Here is a 15,230-nt window from a genome sequence, read left to right as displayed (position 1 = left end):
AGTCTTGATAATGGTGAGTAGATACGCTCACAAAGACTTTTACTGACTACTTATGCTGCTGGAGTTGCTTTTGCAGCTGGAGCCGCTTTTTTAGCGTGTTTCACGTGTTTTTTAGCAGCCTGGGCTTTCTGAGCTACTGGTGCAGCTTTCTTAGCATGTTTCACGTGTTTTTTAGCAGCCTGCGCTTTCTGAGCTACTGGAGCCGCTTTCTTAGCGTGTTTCACGTGTTTTTTAGCAGCCTGCGCTTTCTGAGCTACTTTCTTGTGAGTTTTGTGCTTAGTCACATGCTTGGCAGCAGGTGCTGGAGCAGCGGTAGTTGCAGCAGCAGCTGGCGCCGGAGTTGCAGTAGTTTCAGCAGCGAAAGCGACAGAAGACAGACCCATTGCAGCGGCTACAACCAGAGCTAATACTTTTTTCATCTTTAATTCCTCAGAATTTTTGTTTAAGTGTCCACCCCACTGCGGGGCCGGTATGAAGAATACTAGGCGTGTTGGATCTGGTTGTCCGTGAGTGATTGGTTTCGGCGTGTAACGGAATGTACAAAGGAGGGGGGCGTAATAAAATCAGGAAATTACGGTGAAATTGGAGGATATAGCGATGGGGTTGCTACGGGGCAGTGGATCGCGTGTGTGCGTTTAATGCAAACTTCAACTTATTGATTTTGCTTTAAAACCCCACCCCAGCCCTCCCCTTCGCAGGGGAGGGAGCGGACCACGTGTTTGCTCCTCCCCCGGCGAAGGGGGAGGCGGGGAGGGGGTATTAATGGCAACTTCCCTTTTAAAGAAAACTTCAACTTATTGATTTATATTTAAAAAAATCGAAAATGCACGCCTTCCACCTACAAGTATCGCCCTTCAAGATGCGCCCGGAAGAACGCCGGATTCAGCGTTTCGCCTGTCGCATTTTTCATCAGCTGATCTGTCGTGAACCGGCTGCCGTGCTGCCAGATATTCTGTTGCAGCCACTGGAACAGGGCGGTCAGGTCACCGCGGACAATGTCATCCTGCAACGTCGGAATGGCTTTGTTAGCCGTCTGGAACAACTGCGCGGCGTACATCGCGCCGAGGGTATATGTCGGGAAATAACCGAAGCCACCGTCGGTCCAGTGGATATCCTGCATGCAGCCGTCGCGGTAGTTGCCGACAGTGTCGATGCCAAGATATTCCTGCATCTTTCTGTTCCACAGGGCCGGAATATCATCAACTTCTATTTCACCTTCCATCAGCGCTTTTTCGATTTCATAGCGCAGAATGACGTGGGCCGGATAGCTCAGTTCATCGGCGTCGACACGGATAAGGCCCGGCTGGACGTGCTGGTTCAGCTTCATGAAGTTGCTTTCATCCAGCCCTTCACGGTGACCGAATTGCTCGATAACCAGCGGATACACAGATTTCAGGAACGGCTCGCTGCAACCCAGTTGCATTTCAAACAGCAGGCTTTGTGATTCGTGAACACCCATCGAACGGGCGTTGGAAACCGGCTGGCCCAGCCATTCTTTTGGCAGGTTTTGCTCGTAACGTGCATGACCGGTTTCGTGGATAACTCCCATCATGGCGCTGAGGAATTCATTTTCATTGTAACGTGTGGTGATACGTACATCCTGCGGAACCCCGCCACAGAACGGGTGCGCGCTGACATCCAGACGACCGGCATCGAAATTAAAACCCAGTTTACCCATCACTTTCAGACCAAGCTGCCGCTGTTTTTCGATGTCAAACGGCCCCTGTGGCGCAATACGGGTTTCGGATTTTTGCTTTTCAACCACGGTTTGTAACAGGTCCGGCAGCCAGGTTTTCAGATCGCCAAACAGCACATCCAGCTTCTGTGAGGTCATGCCCGGTTCGTATAAATCGAGCAGGGCGTCGTAACGGCTGATGCCCGCAGCCTCGGCGCGCAACTGTGCTTCCTGACGGCTCAGCTTAACCACTTCTTTCAGGTTATCCGAGAAGCCTTCCCAGTCGTTCGATTTACGCTGGATACGCCACGCCTGCTCGCAACGTGCGCCGGCCAGTGATTTTGCCTGTACCAGGCTTTCCGGCAGCAAAGCCGCCTGCTGATAGTGACGGCGCATTTCGCGCAGATTGGCCTGCTCAACGTCATTAAGTTGTTCGCCGCTGGCCTGTTCCAGCCATTCACCGACCTGTTTCGCCGTGAGGATCTGATGCGTCAGCACGCTCAGTTCAGCCAGCGCTTCCGAGCGGGCTTGTCCGCCTTCCGGTGGCATCATGGCCGCGGCATCCCAGCCTGCAATAGCCGATAAATGGCCGAAGCGGGACAAACGGGCGAAGGTGTCGTGTAATTTTTTATAGGCGATGGTCATTGTGGCTCCCTTCCTGATTTTCGTGATTAGGCTGTTCTGCAGCCAGATTGAATGTGGGTTTTACCGGCCAGCTGAAACGCAGACTGGCACCGCCGAGCGGGCTGCCGTCAACGGCGATACGTCCCTGATAAGCGACGGCGATGGAATGGACGATTGCCAGCCCCAGCCCGCAGCCGCCGGTGGCGCGATCACGGCTCGGGTCCAGGCGAACAAAGGGCTCAAAGATGCGGGTACGTTCTTCCGGCGGGATGCCCGGCCCGTCGTCTTCAACCTGCAGGCAGGCGAGTTCACTGTCTAACCACAGGCTGACGCGCAATGTCTGTTGTGAATAGCGCAGACCGTTATTGACCAGATTGTCCAGCACACGCTCCATCAGACGTAAATCCACGCCGCCGAAATCGGCATTTTGCGGCGCGTCATAGAGAATGGTGCGCTCGGTGATCAGCCGGAAATCATCGACTTTGTCTTCCAGCCATTCGGCCAGATTGACTTTTTCCAGGTTAAGCGCCACCTGCGGACGGTCCAGACGTGCATAAGTCAGCAATTCGTCGATCAGCGCTTCAAGCTGCCCGATATCGCGGTTGATGGCATTTTGTTCGGATTCCGGCAGGTTTTCACTGATCGCCAGCCGGTAACGCAGGCGGACCAGCGGTGTACGCAGCTCATGGGCGATACCGTCGATCAGGAGTTTTTTACTGGCGACCAGCGTACTGATGTTGTCTGCCATCTGGTTAAAGGCCACGCCCAGCCGGTTAAGGCTGGAGGTGGAATCAAAATCAATACGTTCGTCGAGATGGCCGTTACCGAGGCGCAGCGCGGAGTTTTCCAGTCGCAGCAAATCCTGCCAGTGCGGGCGCATCCACAGGAATACCGGCAGGGCCAGCGATAAACCGATGAAGATCAGCAACCCCAGATCCAGCAGCCGCATTTCATGCATATAAAACAGGTACGGAATAGGGCCGACCACCAGCACGTAATGGCTGCGCGGCACACGCTGAATGAAAGTGTATTCGTCATCAAGCGCAATAATTTCGCCGTCTTTAAGACGTTGATCCAGCACAGGGCTGAGTTTGCGTTTTCCGAGCGGCTCGATATGCAGTTTGAAAGACAGATTCAGATCCAGCGTATTGATGGTTTTGTTCCAGTCTTTAATCGGAATTTCCCGCAGTTCACTGCGCATCAGGTAGAGCGAACTTTTCATCAAATCGTTCATGGACTGACGGCCGGTACGTTCAGCGGTGACTTTGTAAACCAGTCCGACCAGCATCGCCATCACCAGAAAACAGACCAGCAGTAACAGAAAGAACTGGATGAAAAGCTTTTTCATTCCTGTAACGTCTCCCAGGCGTTGGGAGCAAACAGATAGCCTTTATTGCGCACGGTTTTGATGCGAAATGGCTCAAGGGTGTTGTCATACAGTTTGCGACGCAGGCGGGAGATCGCGACATCAATGCTGCGATCCAGCCCGTCATAGCTGACCCCGCGAAGGTTTTTCAGCAGCGCTTCGCGATCCATAATGCGCCCGGCGTGTGTTGCCAGTTCCCACAACAAATCAAAGTCGGAGGTAGAAAGAACGATCGTTTCATCCACCAGTGTCACTTCGCGGTTAACCGGGTCGATGCACAACTGACCGAAATGCAGGGCATTGCCGCTTTTGAGCGTCTGAACCGGTTGTTCATTTTGGCTATTCTGCGCCGGACTCTGACGTAAATGCAGCCGCAAACGGGCCAGAAGTACCGCTGGTGGCGTTGTTTTCAGGATGTAATCACTGGCGCCCATTTCAAGCGACAAAATGTGGTTCATGTCGCTGTCGAGTGATGTGAGCAACACAATCGGGCCGGGGAAGATCGGGCGTAAATCGCGGCATAATGTCATGCCATCTTTACCCGGCAGCATGATGTCGAGCAGAACCAGATCGGGTTTTTCTTTTTCAATACGCGCCTGCGCGGTATCGCCACGCGGTTCAACCAGCACGTCGATATCGTGTTTACCCAGATAGGCGGCGATCAGGTTGCCGACTTCTGCATCATCTTCTACAAAAACGATTTTATTCATTGGCTTGCTGCTTTAAGAAATCCGGTGATTAGCATAGCGTGACCCGCAGGGCGACGCTATCGTGCTAGCGTAATAGAACATGTCAGTTTCCGTTACGGAAAGCACCGGAAGCGACTGGCAAAGTGTTAGTGAATTATGCCATTATATAGCTGAATATCTTCGGCGTTATACATTGATTAAATAATTGATTGACCCTGACCAGGAAGAGGAAGAGGAAGAGGGGATGAATGAAAACCGCCTGGTACCCGATGCGCGCAGTCAACAAGCATCCTTTGACTACATGGAATACTTGTCCGCATCCTGCAAAAAGAAATGGAGTTTTGTCGACGCTATTTATGGCGTGATGCCGTTCTTTGGCATGGTTCTGAAATCCCGTTCGAAAAAAGAAAAATCCAGGCAGGAAGCGTTGCGCGCACTGGCCTTACAGGTAGTTTCCACCCAGGTCAGCGACGAGACCAATATTGTCCGGCTGATTGAACTGGCTGAGCAGCAGAATATGTACAGCATTGATATTAATCTGCCGTACTCGCTGACTGAAGAACAGCTCACTGCAATAAAAGTAGAATGCAAACATCTGGTGCAATTAAACCAGAATAATGATCATCTGATAGTGCAGATTATGCAGATGCCGCCCCGGCACTGATTTCTCCGTGATGCATTCAAAATAAAGGCCGCTCTCGCGGCCTTTAACATTTCAGCAAATCCCTGCTTATTTCTTCAGTTCTGCGCGTAACTCTTTCACGTCTGAGGCAGAAACCGGCGCGGCGGCATTTCCCCAGCTGTTACGGATATACGTCAGCACGTTAGCGACATCAGCATCGCTCATGTTGGCATCAAACGATGGCATCGACGGCGCGGTCGGTTGGCTGTCGGTAGCCACCGGACGGCTGCCCGTCAGCACCACGCGGATAAGCGATGTGGCGTTGGTCTGGTTGATGAGCGGTGAATCGGCCAGACGCGGGAACAGACCTTCCTGACCTTTTCCGGCTGGCGTATGGCATGCGGAACACCGGTCAGCATAGATATTTTTCCCGGCCACCATCGCCTTATCATCGGCTTTCACCGGTGCAGGGGCTTTGCTGCCGCTGTCATGACCGCTGTCTTTCAGGTACACCGCCACGGCTTTGAGATCAGCATCCGTCCAGTGCTGAGACGAATTGGTGACTTCTTCCGCCATCGGACCGGAAGCGATATCGAAACGGTTAGACCCGGTTTTCAGATATTGCATCAGCTCTTCCTGCGTCCAGTTACCAATGCCGGTGTGCTTGTTGCTGGTGATATCCGGCGCGACCCAGCCTTCTACCACCGCGCCTTGCAGGAACTCGCTGTCCTTGTCGCCGCCAATCATATTTTTCGGTGTATGACAGGTGCCGCAGTGTCCCAGACCTTCAACGATATACGCGCCACGGTTCCATTCCGCTGATTTATCCATCTGCGGTTTGAATTCGCCTTGGGTGAAGTTCAGCCAGTTCCAGCCCATCAGGCTGGTACGCACGTTGAACGGGAACGGCAACTGATTAGTCTCGACTTCGTGATGCACCGGTTGCAGGGTTTGCAGATATGCCCAGATGGCGGCGTTATCTTCGCGGGTTACTTTGGTGTAGGCCGTGAACGGCATCGCACCGTAAAGACGTTTGCCGCCGTGGCCGATACCTTCGGACATCGCGCGCTGGAAGTCATCGAACGTCCATTTGCCGATACCGGTTTGCACATCTGGCGTAATGTTTGCGCCGACCAGACGGCCAAACGGTGTTTCAATCGGTACGCCACCGGCGAAAGGTTTGGCATCCGGCGTGGAGGCGGTATGACAGGCGGCGCAGTCGCCCACCGTTGCCAGATACCGGCCACGTTCCACCTGTTCGAAAGAGCCGTCGCCTGCCGCGTGGGCCAGCCCGCTGATGCTCAAAGCCAGTAAACCGAGTGAGAATGAGGTTAACTTTTTCATGCGATCATCTCTCCCGGTTTTTTCAGATAGTAGTTACGGATTGCATGGGCGGCTTTGAACGCCAGCGCGCCGACGGTGCCGGTCGGGTTATAGCCAGGGTTTTGCGGGAAGGCAGAGGCGCCGACCACAAACAGATTAGGCACATCCCAGACTTGCAGATGTTTGTTTACCGAGCTGGTGGACGGATCCGCGCCCATCACAAATCCGCCGACCACGTGGGAAGACTGATACGGCGTACCGTTCCAGTGGCCTTTCATCGGATTAGCGACCAGCTGACGCGGATTCATCGCTTTGGCGATTTCGGCCACTTTACCGGTGCAATACGCGGCCATTTTCAGATCGTTTTCCGGGAAATCGAAGGTCACGCGCAGCAGCGGGCGACCCAGACGGTCTTTATAGTTTGGATCCAGCGACAGATAGTTGGTTTTGGTGGTGTAGCTGCTGGCCTCACAGCCGATCGACATCGAGCTGAGATAGTTGGCGACCGTGGCTTTTTTCCATTCGCTGCCCCATTTCGGCGTTCCCGGCGGAACAGGGCGGTAGCCGATGGGCGCACCGCCGATGGGTGTGACACGGATACTGCCACCGCCAAAGAAGCCCAGACCGCTGTGATCGAAGTTGTCGTTGTTGAAATCGTCGATGCCCATCCCGACCGCGCCTGCACCGATGAACGGGTTAAAGTTTTTGTCATCGAAGAACAGCTGTACACCGTTGGCGGTCTGATAAGCGTAATTACGGCCCGTGGTGCCGCTTAAGGTGACCGGGTCATAGGGTTTACCGATACCGGAAAGCAACATCAGACGGACGTTTTCGAAGGTAAAGGCACTGACGATCACCAGATCAGCCGGTTGTTCCCACTCGTCACCGGACGAGTCGATATAGACCACACCTGTGGCGCGTTTACCGGTGGAATCGGTCAGCACCTGCATCACTTCACAGTTGGTGCGGGCTTCGAAATTCTCCTTGCGGATCAGTGCCGGTAATACGGTAGTGATGGCGCTGGCCTTGGAATAGTTCGCGCAGCCGTAGTTGGTGCAAAAGCCGCAGTAGGTACAGGGCCCCATTTTTACACCGAGCGGGTTGGTGTAAGGCTCGGAAATCAGGGAAGAGGGCACAGGGAACGCTTTGTAGCCCATATTGCGCGCGGCTTCAGCAAACAGTGTCGGGCCGTAAGGCTGATCCATCGGGCGGGTCGGATATTCAATCGAGCGCATCCCTTCATACGGGTTACCGCCTTCATGATGTTCGCCGTTCACGTTACTGGCTTTACCGGAAACCCCGGCCAGACGTTCGAAAGAGGCGTAATGCGGTTCCATTTCTTCCCAGTCGGTGCCCCAGTCTTGCAGAACTAACTCTTCCGGGATGGCGTTCGCGCCGTAACGTTCAGTCAGATGGCTTTTCAGGCGGAATTCATCTGGCTGGAAACGGAAGGTGATCCCCGCCCAGTGGTTGCCTGCGCCGCCGGTGCCGTTACCCGGATGGAAAGATCCCCATTCGCGCATCGGCAAAGCCGTTTGCGCCGGATTGTTGCGGATGGTGATGGTGTTCTGACGGGTGCGTAACATCAGTTCCTGACGGGTGTTGTAACGCAATTCATCAGTAACGGTGGCTACGTTGAAATCGCGCGCCGTATCACGCCACGGGCCGCGTTCAATCGCCACCACATTCAGACCTTCGTCGCACAATTCATTGGCGATGATCGAGCCGGCCCAGCCGAGTCCGATCACCACCACGTCGGTTTTGGGTAATTTTTTTGCCATAATATTGTTCTGCCCTTAGCTTTTCATTTTCCATGCGTCGCCGCCGGAAATGCTCAGCGGTTCGAGATCGAGTTTCTGGTTATGTTTGCCGACATATTCGCGGTAGTCGTAGCGTGCGCCGGGGAAGCCCAGCATTTTCCACGACACCATATTGCGGTTACCGCCATAAATCGGGTCAGCGAAGAAACCTTCCATCGTGTTCTTAAGTGCAATGGCGAAGAACAATTTGGAATCGATCCCATCAAGGGCAATTTTTCCACTCTCAAGGCCTGACAGGATTTGATCCTGTTGGTCACCGGGCAGATCTTTGAATAATTTCTGATGCTGTGACCGGGTGTATTTATCCAGTGCGGCCAGACCAAGACGGTAACGCTGTTGCGGAACCAGCGGTGACTGGTCACCTTGTTCCGGTGTACCGTCCTGGAAAGGGCCTTGCATATAGAGGCGGGAATAAGTGCCGTAGAATCCGGCCAGCTGACGGTCGATAAACACTGCGCATCCGGCATCTTTACCGCCCACGCTCAGGTCATCGGCGGGCACCAGACGGTCAACAATAGCTTCCATAGCAGCGGCTTCGGCGTCGGTGAAGAACGCCCAGCCATCGGTCTCAATCTGCGGCGGCGGGCTGGCGTCAAAGGGGCTCCACACGGGCGTGCCTTTGAGCGTCACCGCGTTTGCGGCTTTGGCGGCACCCAGTACTGCGGAGGCGGCCGTGAAGGAGAGAATTTGTCTGCGGGTCACGCCGGGCAAGGTTTTTTTGCTCATTTATGTTCCCTGTTGGTATACATCACTTTAAGGTCCGGACGCACTCTGCCAGGGCAGTCGGGTGGCGTCGGGATAATCGTTAACCTGCTAAGGATAAATGAAAACAGACTGTAAAGATAAATGGTTGGTTTGTTAAAAATGTTATCAAATGTGTGCAATGATATCTTTGGTGTTATTTTAGGTGATATTTTTTGTGATGTGACGGCAAATCATCCATGTATTCACTATGGAAATGAATTGGCATGATTTCATTTAAGGAAATGATGTATGTGGCCGTTCGTGGCGTGAAGGTTGAATTATGCTGACCGTGCGGTAAGATCAAACCTTACGGGCAAAATGTGTAAGGTATGACTGACGTCACAGATTTTTTTTCTGATTTATTGAAGCGATTTGCAGGCAAGACCTGCGCCTCTTTGCTGATGGCTGGGGGAACCGCCTTCTATGCTGTAAGCGCCAGTGCGCTGACGGCAGAACCCACCGAATACGGCGCACTCAGCTATAACCTCAGCGGTTTTCTGCCTGCCAGCGACGAAAGTTCTGTCTTTAACAATGGCACCCCGACCCAACCGTCTCCGACGTTACCGAGCCTTGGCAGCCAGTATATCCATAACAATACCGGACCGACGGCCACTGAAAAACAACTTGCTACCACGCTGAAAGAGCTGGGAGCCACCACTACGGACAGCGATGATCCCCTGCGTGTGCAGGCGGAGACGCTGGCGTTGAGTCAGGCCGCGAAACTGGTGCAAAAAGAAACCAGCAGTTTGCTTTCGCCGCTGGGAACAGTCAGCACCTCACTGGATATGACCGGGCGTAATCTTGACGGCAGCTCCGGCCGGCTTTTCAGCCCGCTATATAATTCTCAAACCAATCTGGTTTACAGCCAGATTGGCCTGCAAAGCGAGACGGATGCCACTGTCGGTAATTTCGGCCTGGGCCAGCGCTTCAACACCGGCGCGTGGATGCTGGGATATAACGCTTTTGTGGATAACGATTTCGATCATCAGCTGACGCGCGGCAGTCTGGGCGCGGAAGCCTGGACAGATTACCTGCGTTTCTCCACCAATTATTATCATCCGTTTTCGTCCTATAAAGCCGACAGCAGTACGTCTGCGCAACTGCGCCGTCAGGCGCGTGGCTATGACATCACCACCAAAGGCTATTTACCGTTCTACCGCCAGTTGGGGGCTTCGCTGAGTTATGAGCAGTATTTCGGTCATCAGGTGGATTTGTTCGGCAACGGCACGCGGCAGAGTAATCCCTCGGCGGTGTCGTTTGGCGTGAATTACACACCGGTACCGCTGGTGACGGTGATGGCCGAGCATCAGGCCGGGCAGGATGGCGATAATCAGGATGTGGTTAAGCTGACCCTCAATTACCGGCTGGGTGTGCCGCTGGATCAACAATTGTCTTTCCGGAATGTCGCGGCAGCGCGCTCGCTGCGCGGAAGCCGCATGGACATGGTTGATCGCAATAATATGCCGGTGATGGAATTCAAACAGCGTAAAACCTTGTCGGTGTTTTTAGCCACGCCGCCGTGGTCATTGCAGCCGGGTGAAACTGTGCCGCTGAAACTGCAACTGCGCGCGCTGAATTCAGTGGTGGCGCTGAGCTGGCAGGGCGATACGCAGGCGCTGAGCCTGACGCCACCCGCGAATAACCGTAATCCCGATGGCTGGAGTGTGATTGTGCCGCCGTGGGATGATTCCCCGGACGCCACCAACATTTATCGTCTGTCGGTGACCGTGGAAGACAGTAAATCGCAGAAAGTGACGTCAAACTGGATCACCCTCAATGTATCCCCGCCGCTGACTGCGCAACCGCAATACGGCAACGACGCGGGGCTGAATTTCTGATCGAGCCACTGCACTGATGGTCTGGCTTTTTGCTCCTCCCCCAGCGAAGGGGGAGGCAGGGAGGGGGGTTTAAAGGCTAACACCTTGTTAAAGCACATTACTCTGCAACACCCATACCGCCGCTTCGACGCGGGATTTGAGTTTCATTTTTTTCAGCAGATGTTTGACGTGCACTTTCACCGTGCTTTCGGTGATATTCAACCGGCGGGCGATCATTTTGTTCGGTAAACCTTCAGCGATCAGTTTGATGATGTCGCGTTCGCGCGGCGTCAGGGACTGAATATCGCGGTCACCGCTCGGGCGGCTTTCACGCAGGCTGGCGGCGAGCACCGGCGTCAGCGCTTCGCTCAGCACCATCTTCCCGGCGGCGGCGTTATGCAACGCGGCCAGCAAATCTTCCGGCTCCATATCTTTCAGTAAATAACCATCCGCGCCACGTTTCAGGGCTGTCACCACGTCATCTTCGTGATTCGACACGCTGAATACCACGATACGACCGGAAAGCGAGGTCTGGCGCATGCTGTCGAGGGTATCCAGCCCGTTCATGCCCGGCATATTCAGATCCAGCAGGATCAGATCCGGGTCGAGCTGTTTCGCCAGTTCAACGCCTTGTTCGCCATTGCTGGCTTCGCCAATGACCTTGAGACGCGAGTCCAGCGCGATCAGCTGTTTCACGCCGTTACGCAGCATAGGATGATCGTCAATCAGCAAAATAGTGGAAGGGGTGATGTCGTTCATACTTGCTCCTGGGGATTGACAGGCAGGGCTTCCGGACGGAAACGCACCGTGACTTCTGTGCCGCCATCCGGGCGTCGGGCGACCCGACAGCTGCCGTGTAAGGTACTGGCGCGATCCTGCATGATGATCAGGCCATAATGATTTTGTCGCTCGACGTCCTGTGAAATGCCTTCGCCGTTGTCACAAACACGCATGTTGATTTCGCCCTCATGACAGTGCAGTGAAAGCGATACCTGCGTGGCGTTAGCGTGTTTGTAAACATTGTTCAGGGCTTCACGGGCGATGTGCAGCAGGTGAATACCCTGATTGGCCGGCACGGAACGCGGCGGGATCTGGTAATCAAAACCGATGGACAAACCCATGCGGCGCGAGAATTCATCCACGGTATGTTGCAGCGCAGCACGCAGGCCGGGAGTATTGAGCGTCAGTCGGAACGTGGTCAGCAGTTCCCGCAACTGACGATAAGCGGTACTCAGTTCCTCACGCATTTGCTGCAACAGATTTTTATCTTCTTCAGAGAACGTGTCAGCGTGCATTTGCAGGCAGGCCACCTGAATTTTCAGGCACGACAGCGATTGTGCCAGCGAATCGTGCAGTTCGCGGGCGATGGCTGAGCGTTCTTCCATCAGCATTAACTGCTGCTGATGTTCTGCCTGACGCGCCAGCATCAGGGTGCTGGTGAGCTGTTCCAGCAGGGTATGTAGCAGTTGCTGCTGATCGTCATCCAGATACTGGCCCGGCGGCAACTGTGCCAGCAACACACCGTAATTTTCACGATCGTCGCGCAGGCTCCAGCTCAGGGATTCGCCGCCGTCATCCGCATGTTCACCGACCTTAGGGCTGTCAGGCTGACGGGGTGAAGCATGGCTAAATTCATTGAACACTTCCACACTGTTATTTTCGTATTGCCGCAACTGAATGCCGCTCAGCGGAGTCAGTGACTGTAACTCTTTCAGCACCGGCTCCATGCGCACCTCAAGCGGGTCGCTGGTGTGAAGCTGACGGCTCACACGGTACAGATAATCCAGCATCTGATTTTTTTGTTGCAGGTCGGCGGTTTTTTCTGCCACGCGCTGCGCCAGATTATCAACCATCTCCGCCAGCGCCAGCGACATGCTGTTAAGCGAATCGCCGAGAATATCCATTTCATTATGCGCATCGCCATTCGCCACACGTTTGCGCTGATAGCGGTGGCTGAAATCCCCGGCGGTAATGGCGCTGGCCTGTGCGAGCAGGCTTTTCCAGGGCGTTAACAGATGGCGGCGCAGGAACCAGATGGTCAGCGCCATCAGTAATACAGTGACCGCCACCAGCCCGCGCTGAATCAGCGAAATCTGTTGCAGATGGTATTCGGTTTTGTACTCAAGTGCGGCGACCAGCACATCAAGCTGGCCGACAAATACGGCGATATTGGCTGATACATCTTGCGGATGCTTAGCCGCCAGAAGCTGGTCGCGCAGGGTAGTTTGCCAGTACTGACGTAACGCCAGAAACTGCGGTTGCAGGTTTTCGCGCTCTACCGCCTGTAATAAATCGGCGCTGCTTTCGTCAGCTTCCATCTGGCTGATATAACGGGCACTGGTTTCGCTCAGAGGGACCTGCGACAACAGCCGGTAACTCTGCATACGCAGTGAACCTGCTTTATTAATCGCATGGGCGTTGCCTTCGATACTGCCCGCCATCCACGCCGCCATGCTCATTCCGCCAATGCCCAGAAGGCCGAGCAGCAGCATCAGCAATGTGATCTGGCTGATGAGCGACAAAGAAGGCAGTGCGCGTTTAAACATGAATAGTATTTCCTGAACCTATATCGAAAGCTGCGGATATCGTGCCGGGCTGACGCCAGCCTGTACAGAGTGGGCATTTTTTATGATCAGAGGAAGTTTCCCTATACCTCTTTATGGTTACTCCTTTATTTCCATCTGATTTATACCTTCATTAGATGAAAGAATATTTCTTCATCAACTTTATGAATACTAGCAGTTTATTCTTTTTTCACCGGATACTCACAAAGGATTCATGGTCATTTTTCCTGCATTATCCACCTGCGATTGCGTTGATTTGTATCAACATCCTGAAGCGGGGCTCTACCTAGTGTGTGCGACATAACTTAATCATTACAACAACAATGCGTTGCCACCGAGGTACACATGTCACACACATCAGCTTCACCGACGGAAAAACCGTCACGCCTGCTGCAGGACTGGCGTCCGGAAGATCCGGCCTTTTGGGAAAAGACCGGGCATAAAGTGGCCAGCCGTAATTTATGGATTTCCGTGCCGTGTTTGTTGCTGGGGTTCTGCGTCTGGATGCTGTTCAGCCTGGTCTCCGTTAACCTCAATAAAGTCGGTTTTAACTTCACCACGGATCAGCTGTTTATGCTGACCGCTATTCCGTCCGTGTCCGGCGCACTGTTACGCGTGCCTTACTCCTTTATGATCCCACTGTTCGGCGGCCGCCGCTGGACAGCCATCAGTACCGTGTTTCTGGTGCTGCCGTGCCTGTGGCTGGGTTTTGCGGTGCAGGATACCACCACGTCGTATAACGTTTTCCTGATCATTGCGCTGTTGTGCGGTTTCGGTGGAGCAAACTTCGCCTCGAGCATGTCCAATATCAGCTTCTTCTTCCCGAAAGCGAAGCAGGGCGGCGCATTAGGGATCAATGGTGGTCTGGGTAATCTGGGCGTGAGTGTGATGCAACTGGTTGCGCCGCTGGTCATTTCCCTGGGTGTGTTTGCGGCTTTCAGCGATAAACAAACGCTGGCGAACGGTGCGGACATGTGGCTGCAAAATGCGGCGTGGATCTGGGTACCCTTTTTGATCATCGGTACGCTTGCTGCCTGGTTTGGTATGAACGATCTGGCGTCTTCTAAAGCTTCAATCCGCCAGCAGTTGCCGGTGCTGAAACGCGGTCATCTGTGGATCATGAGCATATTGTATCTGGCGACTTTCGGCTCATTTATCGGTTTCTCCGCCGGTTTTGCGATGTTGACTAAAACCCAGTTCCCCGACGTTAACATCCTGCAATTCGCCTTCTTCGGCCCGTTCTTTGGCGCGCTGGCGCGTTCTGCGGGAGGCATGCTGTCAGACCGCCTTGGCGGTATTCGCGTAACCCTGGTGAATTACATCGTCATGGCGATTTTTGCCGGTTTACTGTTCCTGACCTTGCCGGTCGGCGGTGCGGGCGGCAACTTCCCGGCATTCTTCGCGGTATTTATGGTGCTGTTCCTGACGGCCGGTCTGGGCAGTGGCTCTACCTACCAGATGATTGCGGTGATTTTCCGCAAACTCACTACTGACCAGGCTAAAGCGCGTGGCGCCAGCGATGATGAAGCGCTGCGTGAAGCGGTGACGGATACTGCTGCGGCGCTCGGTTTTATCTCTTCAATCGGCGCGATTGGCGGTTTCTTTATTCCTAAAGCGTTCGGGACTTCACTGGCGCTGACCGGTTCACCGGCTGGCGCGATGAAAGTCTTCCTGGTGTTTTACGTGGTCTGTGCGCTGATCACCTGGCTGGTGTACTGGCGCAAACTAAACAAAGGTTTTGCCACCAAACAAGTCAAAAGCTAATTACGATACTCAGTGACGGAAATATAAAGAAGGGGCTTCGGCTAATGCCGGTCACTTAAGGTGACCGGCATTGTTTTTTAAGGGATATTTTGACCTTTTTTCTCTCACTTCCCTCGCATATTCACGCTCACGCCTCGAGGGCAGCTTTAGCATCGCTGCGTTGCTGTAAAAATGCTTCAGATGACCCGGGATGGCTCCCGCTGATGCCCACGGCAGCCCGAT

Annotated in this window: 12 protein-coding genes and 1 pseudogene; 3 read left to right on the top strand and 10 right to left on the bottom strand. The window is 53.9% G+C overall.

What is annotated here, in order from left to right:
- Positions 1-50: 50 nt before the first annotated feature.
- The 4 genes from asr to rstA form a co-directional block, all read right to left on the bottom strand.
- Positions 51-419 (bottom strand): acid resistance repetitive basic protein Asr, encoded by a 369-nt coding sequence (gene asr, locus HGO41_RS14375; protein ID WP_015697278.1) that lies wholly within the window; start codon positions 417-419, stop codon positions 51-53.
- 419 nt (positions 420-838) lie between these two features.
- Positions 839-2,320: a carboxypeptidase M32 gene (locus tag HGO41_RS14370; protein WP_112198572.1), complete on the bottom strand. Its 1,482-nt coding sequence runs from the start codon at positions 2,318-2,320 to the stop codon at positions 839-841.
- Entirely contained in the window at positions 2,304-3,647 is a 1,344-nt protein-coding gene (gene rstB, locus HGO41_RS14365; protein WP_013575409.1) for a two-component system sensor histidine kinase RstB, read from the bottom strand. Before rstB ends, HGO41_RS14370 begins: the two co-directional genes overlap by 17 nt.
- Positions 3,644-4,375, bottom strand: a complete 732-nt coding sequence (rstA, locus tag HGO41_RS14360) for a two-component system response regulator RstA (protein WP_013575410.1) — start codon at positions 4,373-4,375, stop codon at positions 3,644-3,646. The genes rstB and rstA overlap by 4 nt, the downstream gene beginning before the upstream one ends.
- Positions 4,376-4,598: 223 nt before the next feature.
- Here rstA and HGO41_RS14355 point away from each other — a divergent pair, with 223 nt between their 5' ends.
- Positions 4,599-5,018 carry a hypothetical protein gene (locus tag HGO41_RS14355; protein ID WP_121019370.1) on the top strand — a complete coding sequence of 140 codons (420 nt, stop codon included), beginning with the start codon at positions 4,599-4,601 and terminating at the stop codon, positions 5,016-5,018.
- A 66-nt stretch (positions 5,019-5,084) separates the two neighbouring features.
- On the opposite strand, the gene HGO41_RS14350 is transcribed toward HGO41_RS14355, so the two are convergent.
- Genes HGO41_RS14350 through HGO41_RS14340 form a run of 3 tightly spaced genes read right to left on the bottom strand, consistent with a single transcriptional unit; the run spans position 5,085 to position 8,845 of the window.
- The gene (locus HGO41_RS14350) at positions 5,085-6,320 is read right to left on the bottom strand and encodes a c-type cytochrome (protein WP_126124863.1); all 1,236 of its coding nucleotides are present in this window, start codon (positions 6,318-6,320) and stop codon (positions 5,085-5,087) included.
- Positions 6,317-8,080, bottom strand: a complete 1,764-nt coding sequence (locus tag HGO41_RS14345) for a GMC family oxidoreductase (RefSeq protein ID WP_112198571.1) — start codon at positions 8,078-8,080, stop codon at positions 6,317-6,319. Before HGO41_RS14345 ends, HGO41_RS14350 begins: the two co-directional genes overlap by 4 nt.
- A gap of 15 nt (positions 8,081-8,095) precedes the next feature.
- On the bottom strand, positions 8,096-8,845 hold the full coding sequence (locus HGO41_RS14340) for a gluconate 2-dehydrogenase subunit 3 family protein (RefSeq protein WP_013575414.1): 750 nt from the start codon (positions 8,843-8,845) through the stop codon (positions 8,096-8,098).
- A 347-nt stretch (positions 8,846-9,192) separates the two neighbouring features.
- Here HGO41_RS14340 and HGO41_RS14335 point away from each other — a divergent pair, with 347 nt between their 5' ends.
- Complete coding sequence (locus HGO41_RS14335; RefSeq protein ID WP_119261600.1) at positions 9,193-10,701, top strand: YchO/YchP family invasin; 1,509 nt, start codon at positions 9,193-9,195, stop codon at positions 10,699-10,701.
- A gap of 87 nt (positions 10,702-10,788) precedes the next feature.
- Here HGO41_RS14335 and narL read toward each other — a convergent pair whose 3' ends face one another.
- Positions 10,789-11,439: a two-component system response regulator NarL gene (gene narL / locus HGO41_RS14330; RefSeq protein WP_013575416.1), complete on the bottom strand. Its 651-nt coding sequence runs from the start codon at positions 11,437-11,439 to the stop codon at positions 10,789-10,791.
- On the bottom strand, positions 11,436-13,226 hold the full coding sequence (gene narX, locus HGO41_RS14325) for a nitrate/nitrite two-component system sensor histidine kinase NarX (RefSeq protein WP_015689909.1): 1,791 nt from the start codon (positions 13,224-13,226) through the stop codon (positions 11,436-11,438). The genes narL and narX overlap by 4 nt, the downstream gene beginning before the upstream one ends.
- A 363-nt stretch (positions 13,227-13,589) precedes the next feature.
- On the opposite strand from narX, the gene HGO41_RS14320 reads away from it, so the two are divergent.
- Positions 13,590-15,008, top strand: a complete 1,419-nt coding sequence (locus HGO41_RS14320; protein WP_013575418.1) for a NarK family nitrate/nitrite MFS transporter — start codon at positions 13,590-13,592, stop codon at positions 15,006-15,008.
- Between the two features lie 51 nt (positions 15,009-15,059).
- On the opposite strand, the pseudogene HGO41_RS14315 reads toward HGO41_RS14320, so the two are convergent.
- Positions 15,060-15,230 (bottom strand): annotated as a pseudogene (locus HGO41_RS14315) (IS4 family transposase); the annotation flags it as partial.

This window comes from Rahnella sp. CG8, assembly GCF_023701875.1.
In the GTDB taxonomy this organism is placed as follows: domain Bacteria; phylum Pseudomonadota; class Gammaproteobacteria; order Enterobacterales; family Enterobacteriaceae; genus Rahnella; species Rahnella aceris.
The sequence above is the reverse complement of the archived record's forward strand: the minus strand, read 5'-3'. Positions and strand labels throughout refer to the sequence as shown.

What these genes read in the sequence shown, in the direction of transcription:
- asr (WP_015697278.1), bottom strand. Translation starts at nt 419, where the DNA reads ATGAAAAAAGTATTAGCTCTGGTTGTAGCCGCTGCAATGGGTCTGTCT.
- HGO41_RS14370 (WP_112198572.1), bottom strand. Translation starts at nt 2,320, where the DNA reads ATGACCATCGCCTATAAAAAATTACACGACACCTTCGCCCGTTTGTCC.
- rstB (WP_013575409.1), bottom strand. Translation starts at nt 3,647, where the DNA reads ATGAAAAAGCTTTTCATCCAGTTCTTTCTGTTACTGCTGGTCTGTTTT.
- rstA (WP_013575410.1), bottom strand. Translation starts at nt 4,375, where the DNA reads ATGAATAAAATCGTTTTTGTAGAAGATGATGCAGAAGTCGGCAACCTG.
- HGO41_RS14355 (WP_121019370.1), top strand. Translation starts at nt 4,599, where the DNA reads ATGAATGAAAACCGCCTGGTACCCGATGCGCGCAGTCAACAAGCATCC.
- HGO41_RS14350 (WP_126124863.1), bottom strand. Translation starts at nt 6,320, where the DNA reads ATGAAAAAGTTAACCTCATTCTCACTCGGTTTACTGGCTTTGAGCATC.
- HGO41_RS14345 (WP_112198571.1), bottom strand. Translation starts at nt 8,080, where the DNA reads ATGGCAAAAAAATTACCCAAAACCGACGTGGTGGTGATCGGACTCGGC.
- HGO41_RS14340 (WP_013575414.1), bottom strand. Translation starts at nt 8,845, where the DNA reads ATGAGCAAAAAAACCTTGCCCGGCGTGACCCGCAGACAAATTCTCTCC.
- HGO41_RS14335 (WP_119261600.1), top strand. Translation starts at nt 9,193, where the DNA reads ATGACTGACGTCACAGATTTTTTTTCTGATTTATTGAAGCGATTTGCA.
- narL (WP_013575416.1), bottom strand. Translation starts at nt 11,439, where the DNA reads ATGAACGACATCACCCCTTCCACTATTTTGCTGATTGACGATCATCCT.
- narX (WP_015689909.1), bottom strand. Translation starts at nt 13,226, where the DNA reads ATGTTTAAACGCGCACTGCCTTCTTTGTCGCTCATCAGCCAGATCACA.
- HGO41_RS14320 (WP_013575418.1), top strand. Translation starts at nt 13,590, where the DNA reads ATGTCACACACATCAGCTTCACCGACGGAAAAACCGTCACGCCTGCTG.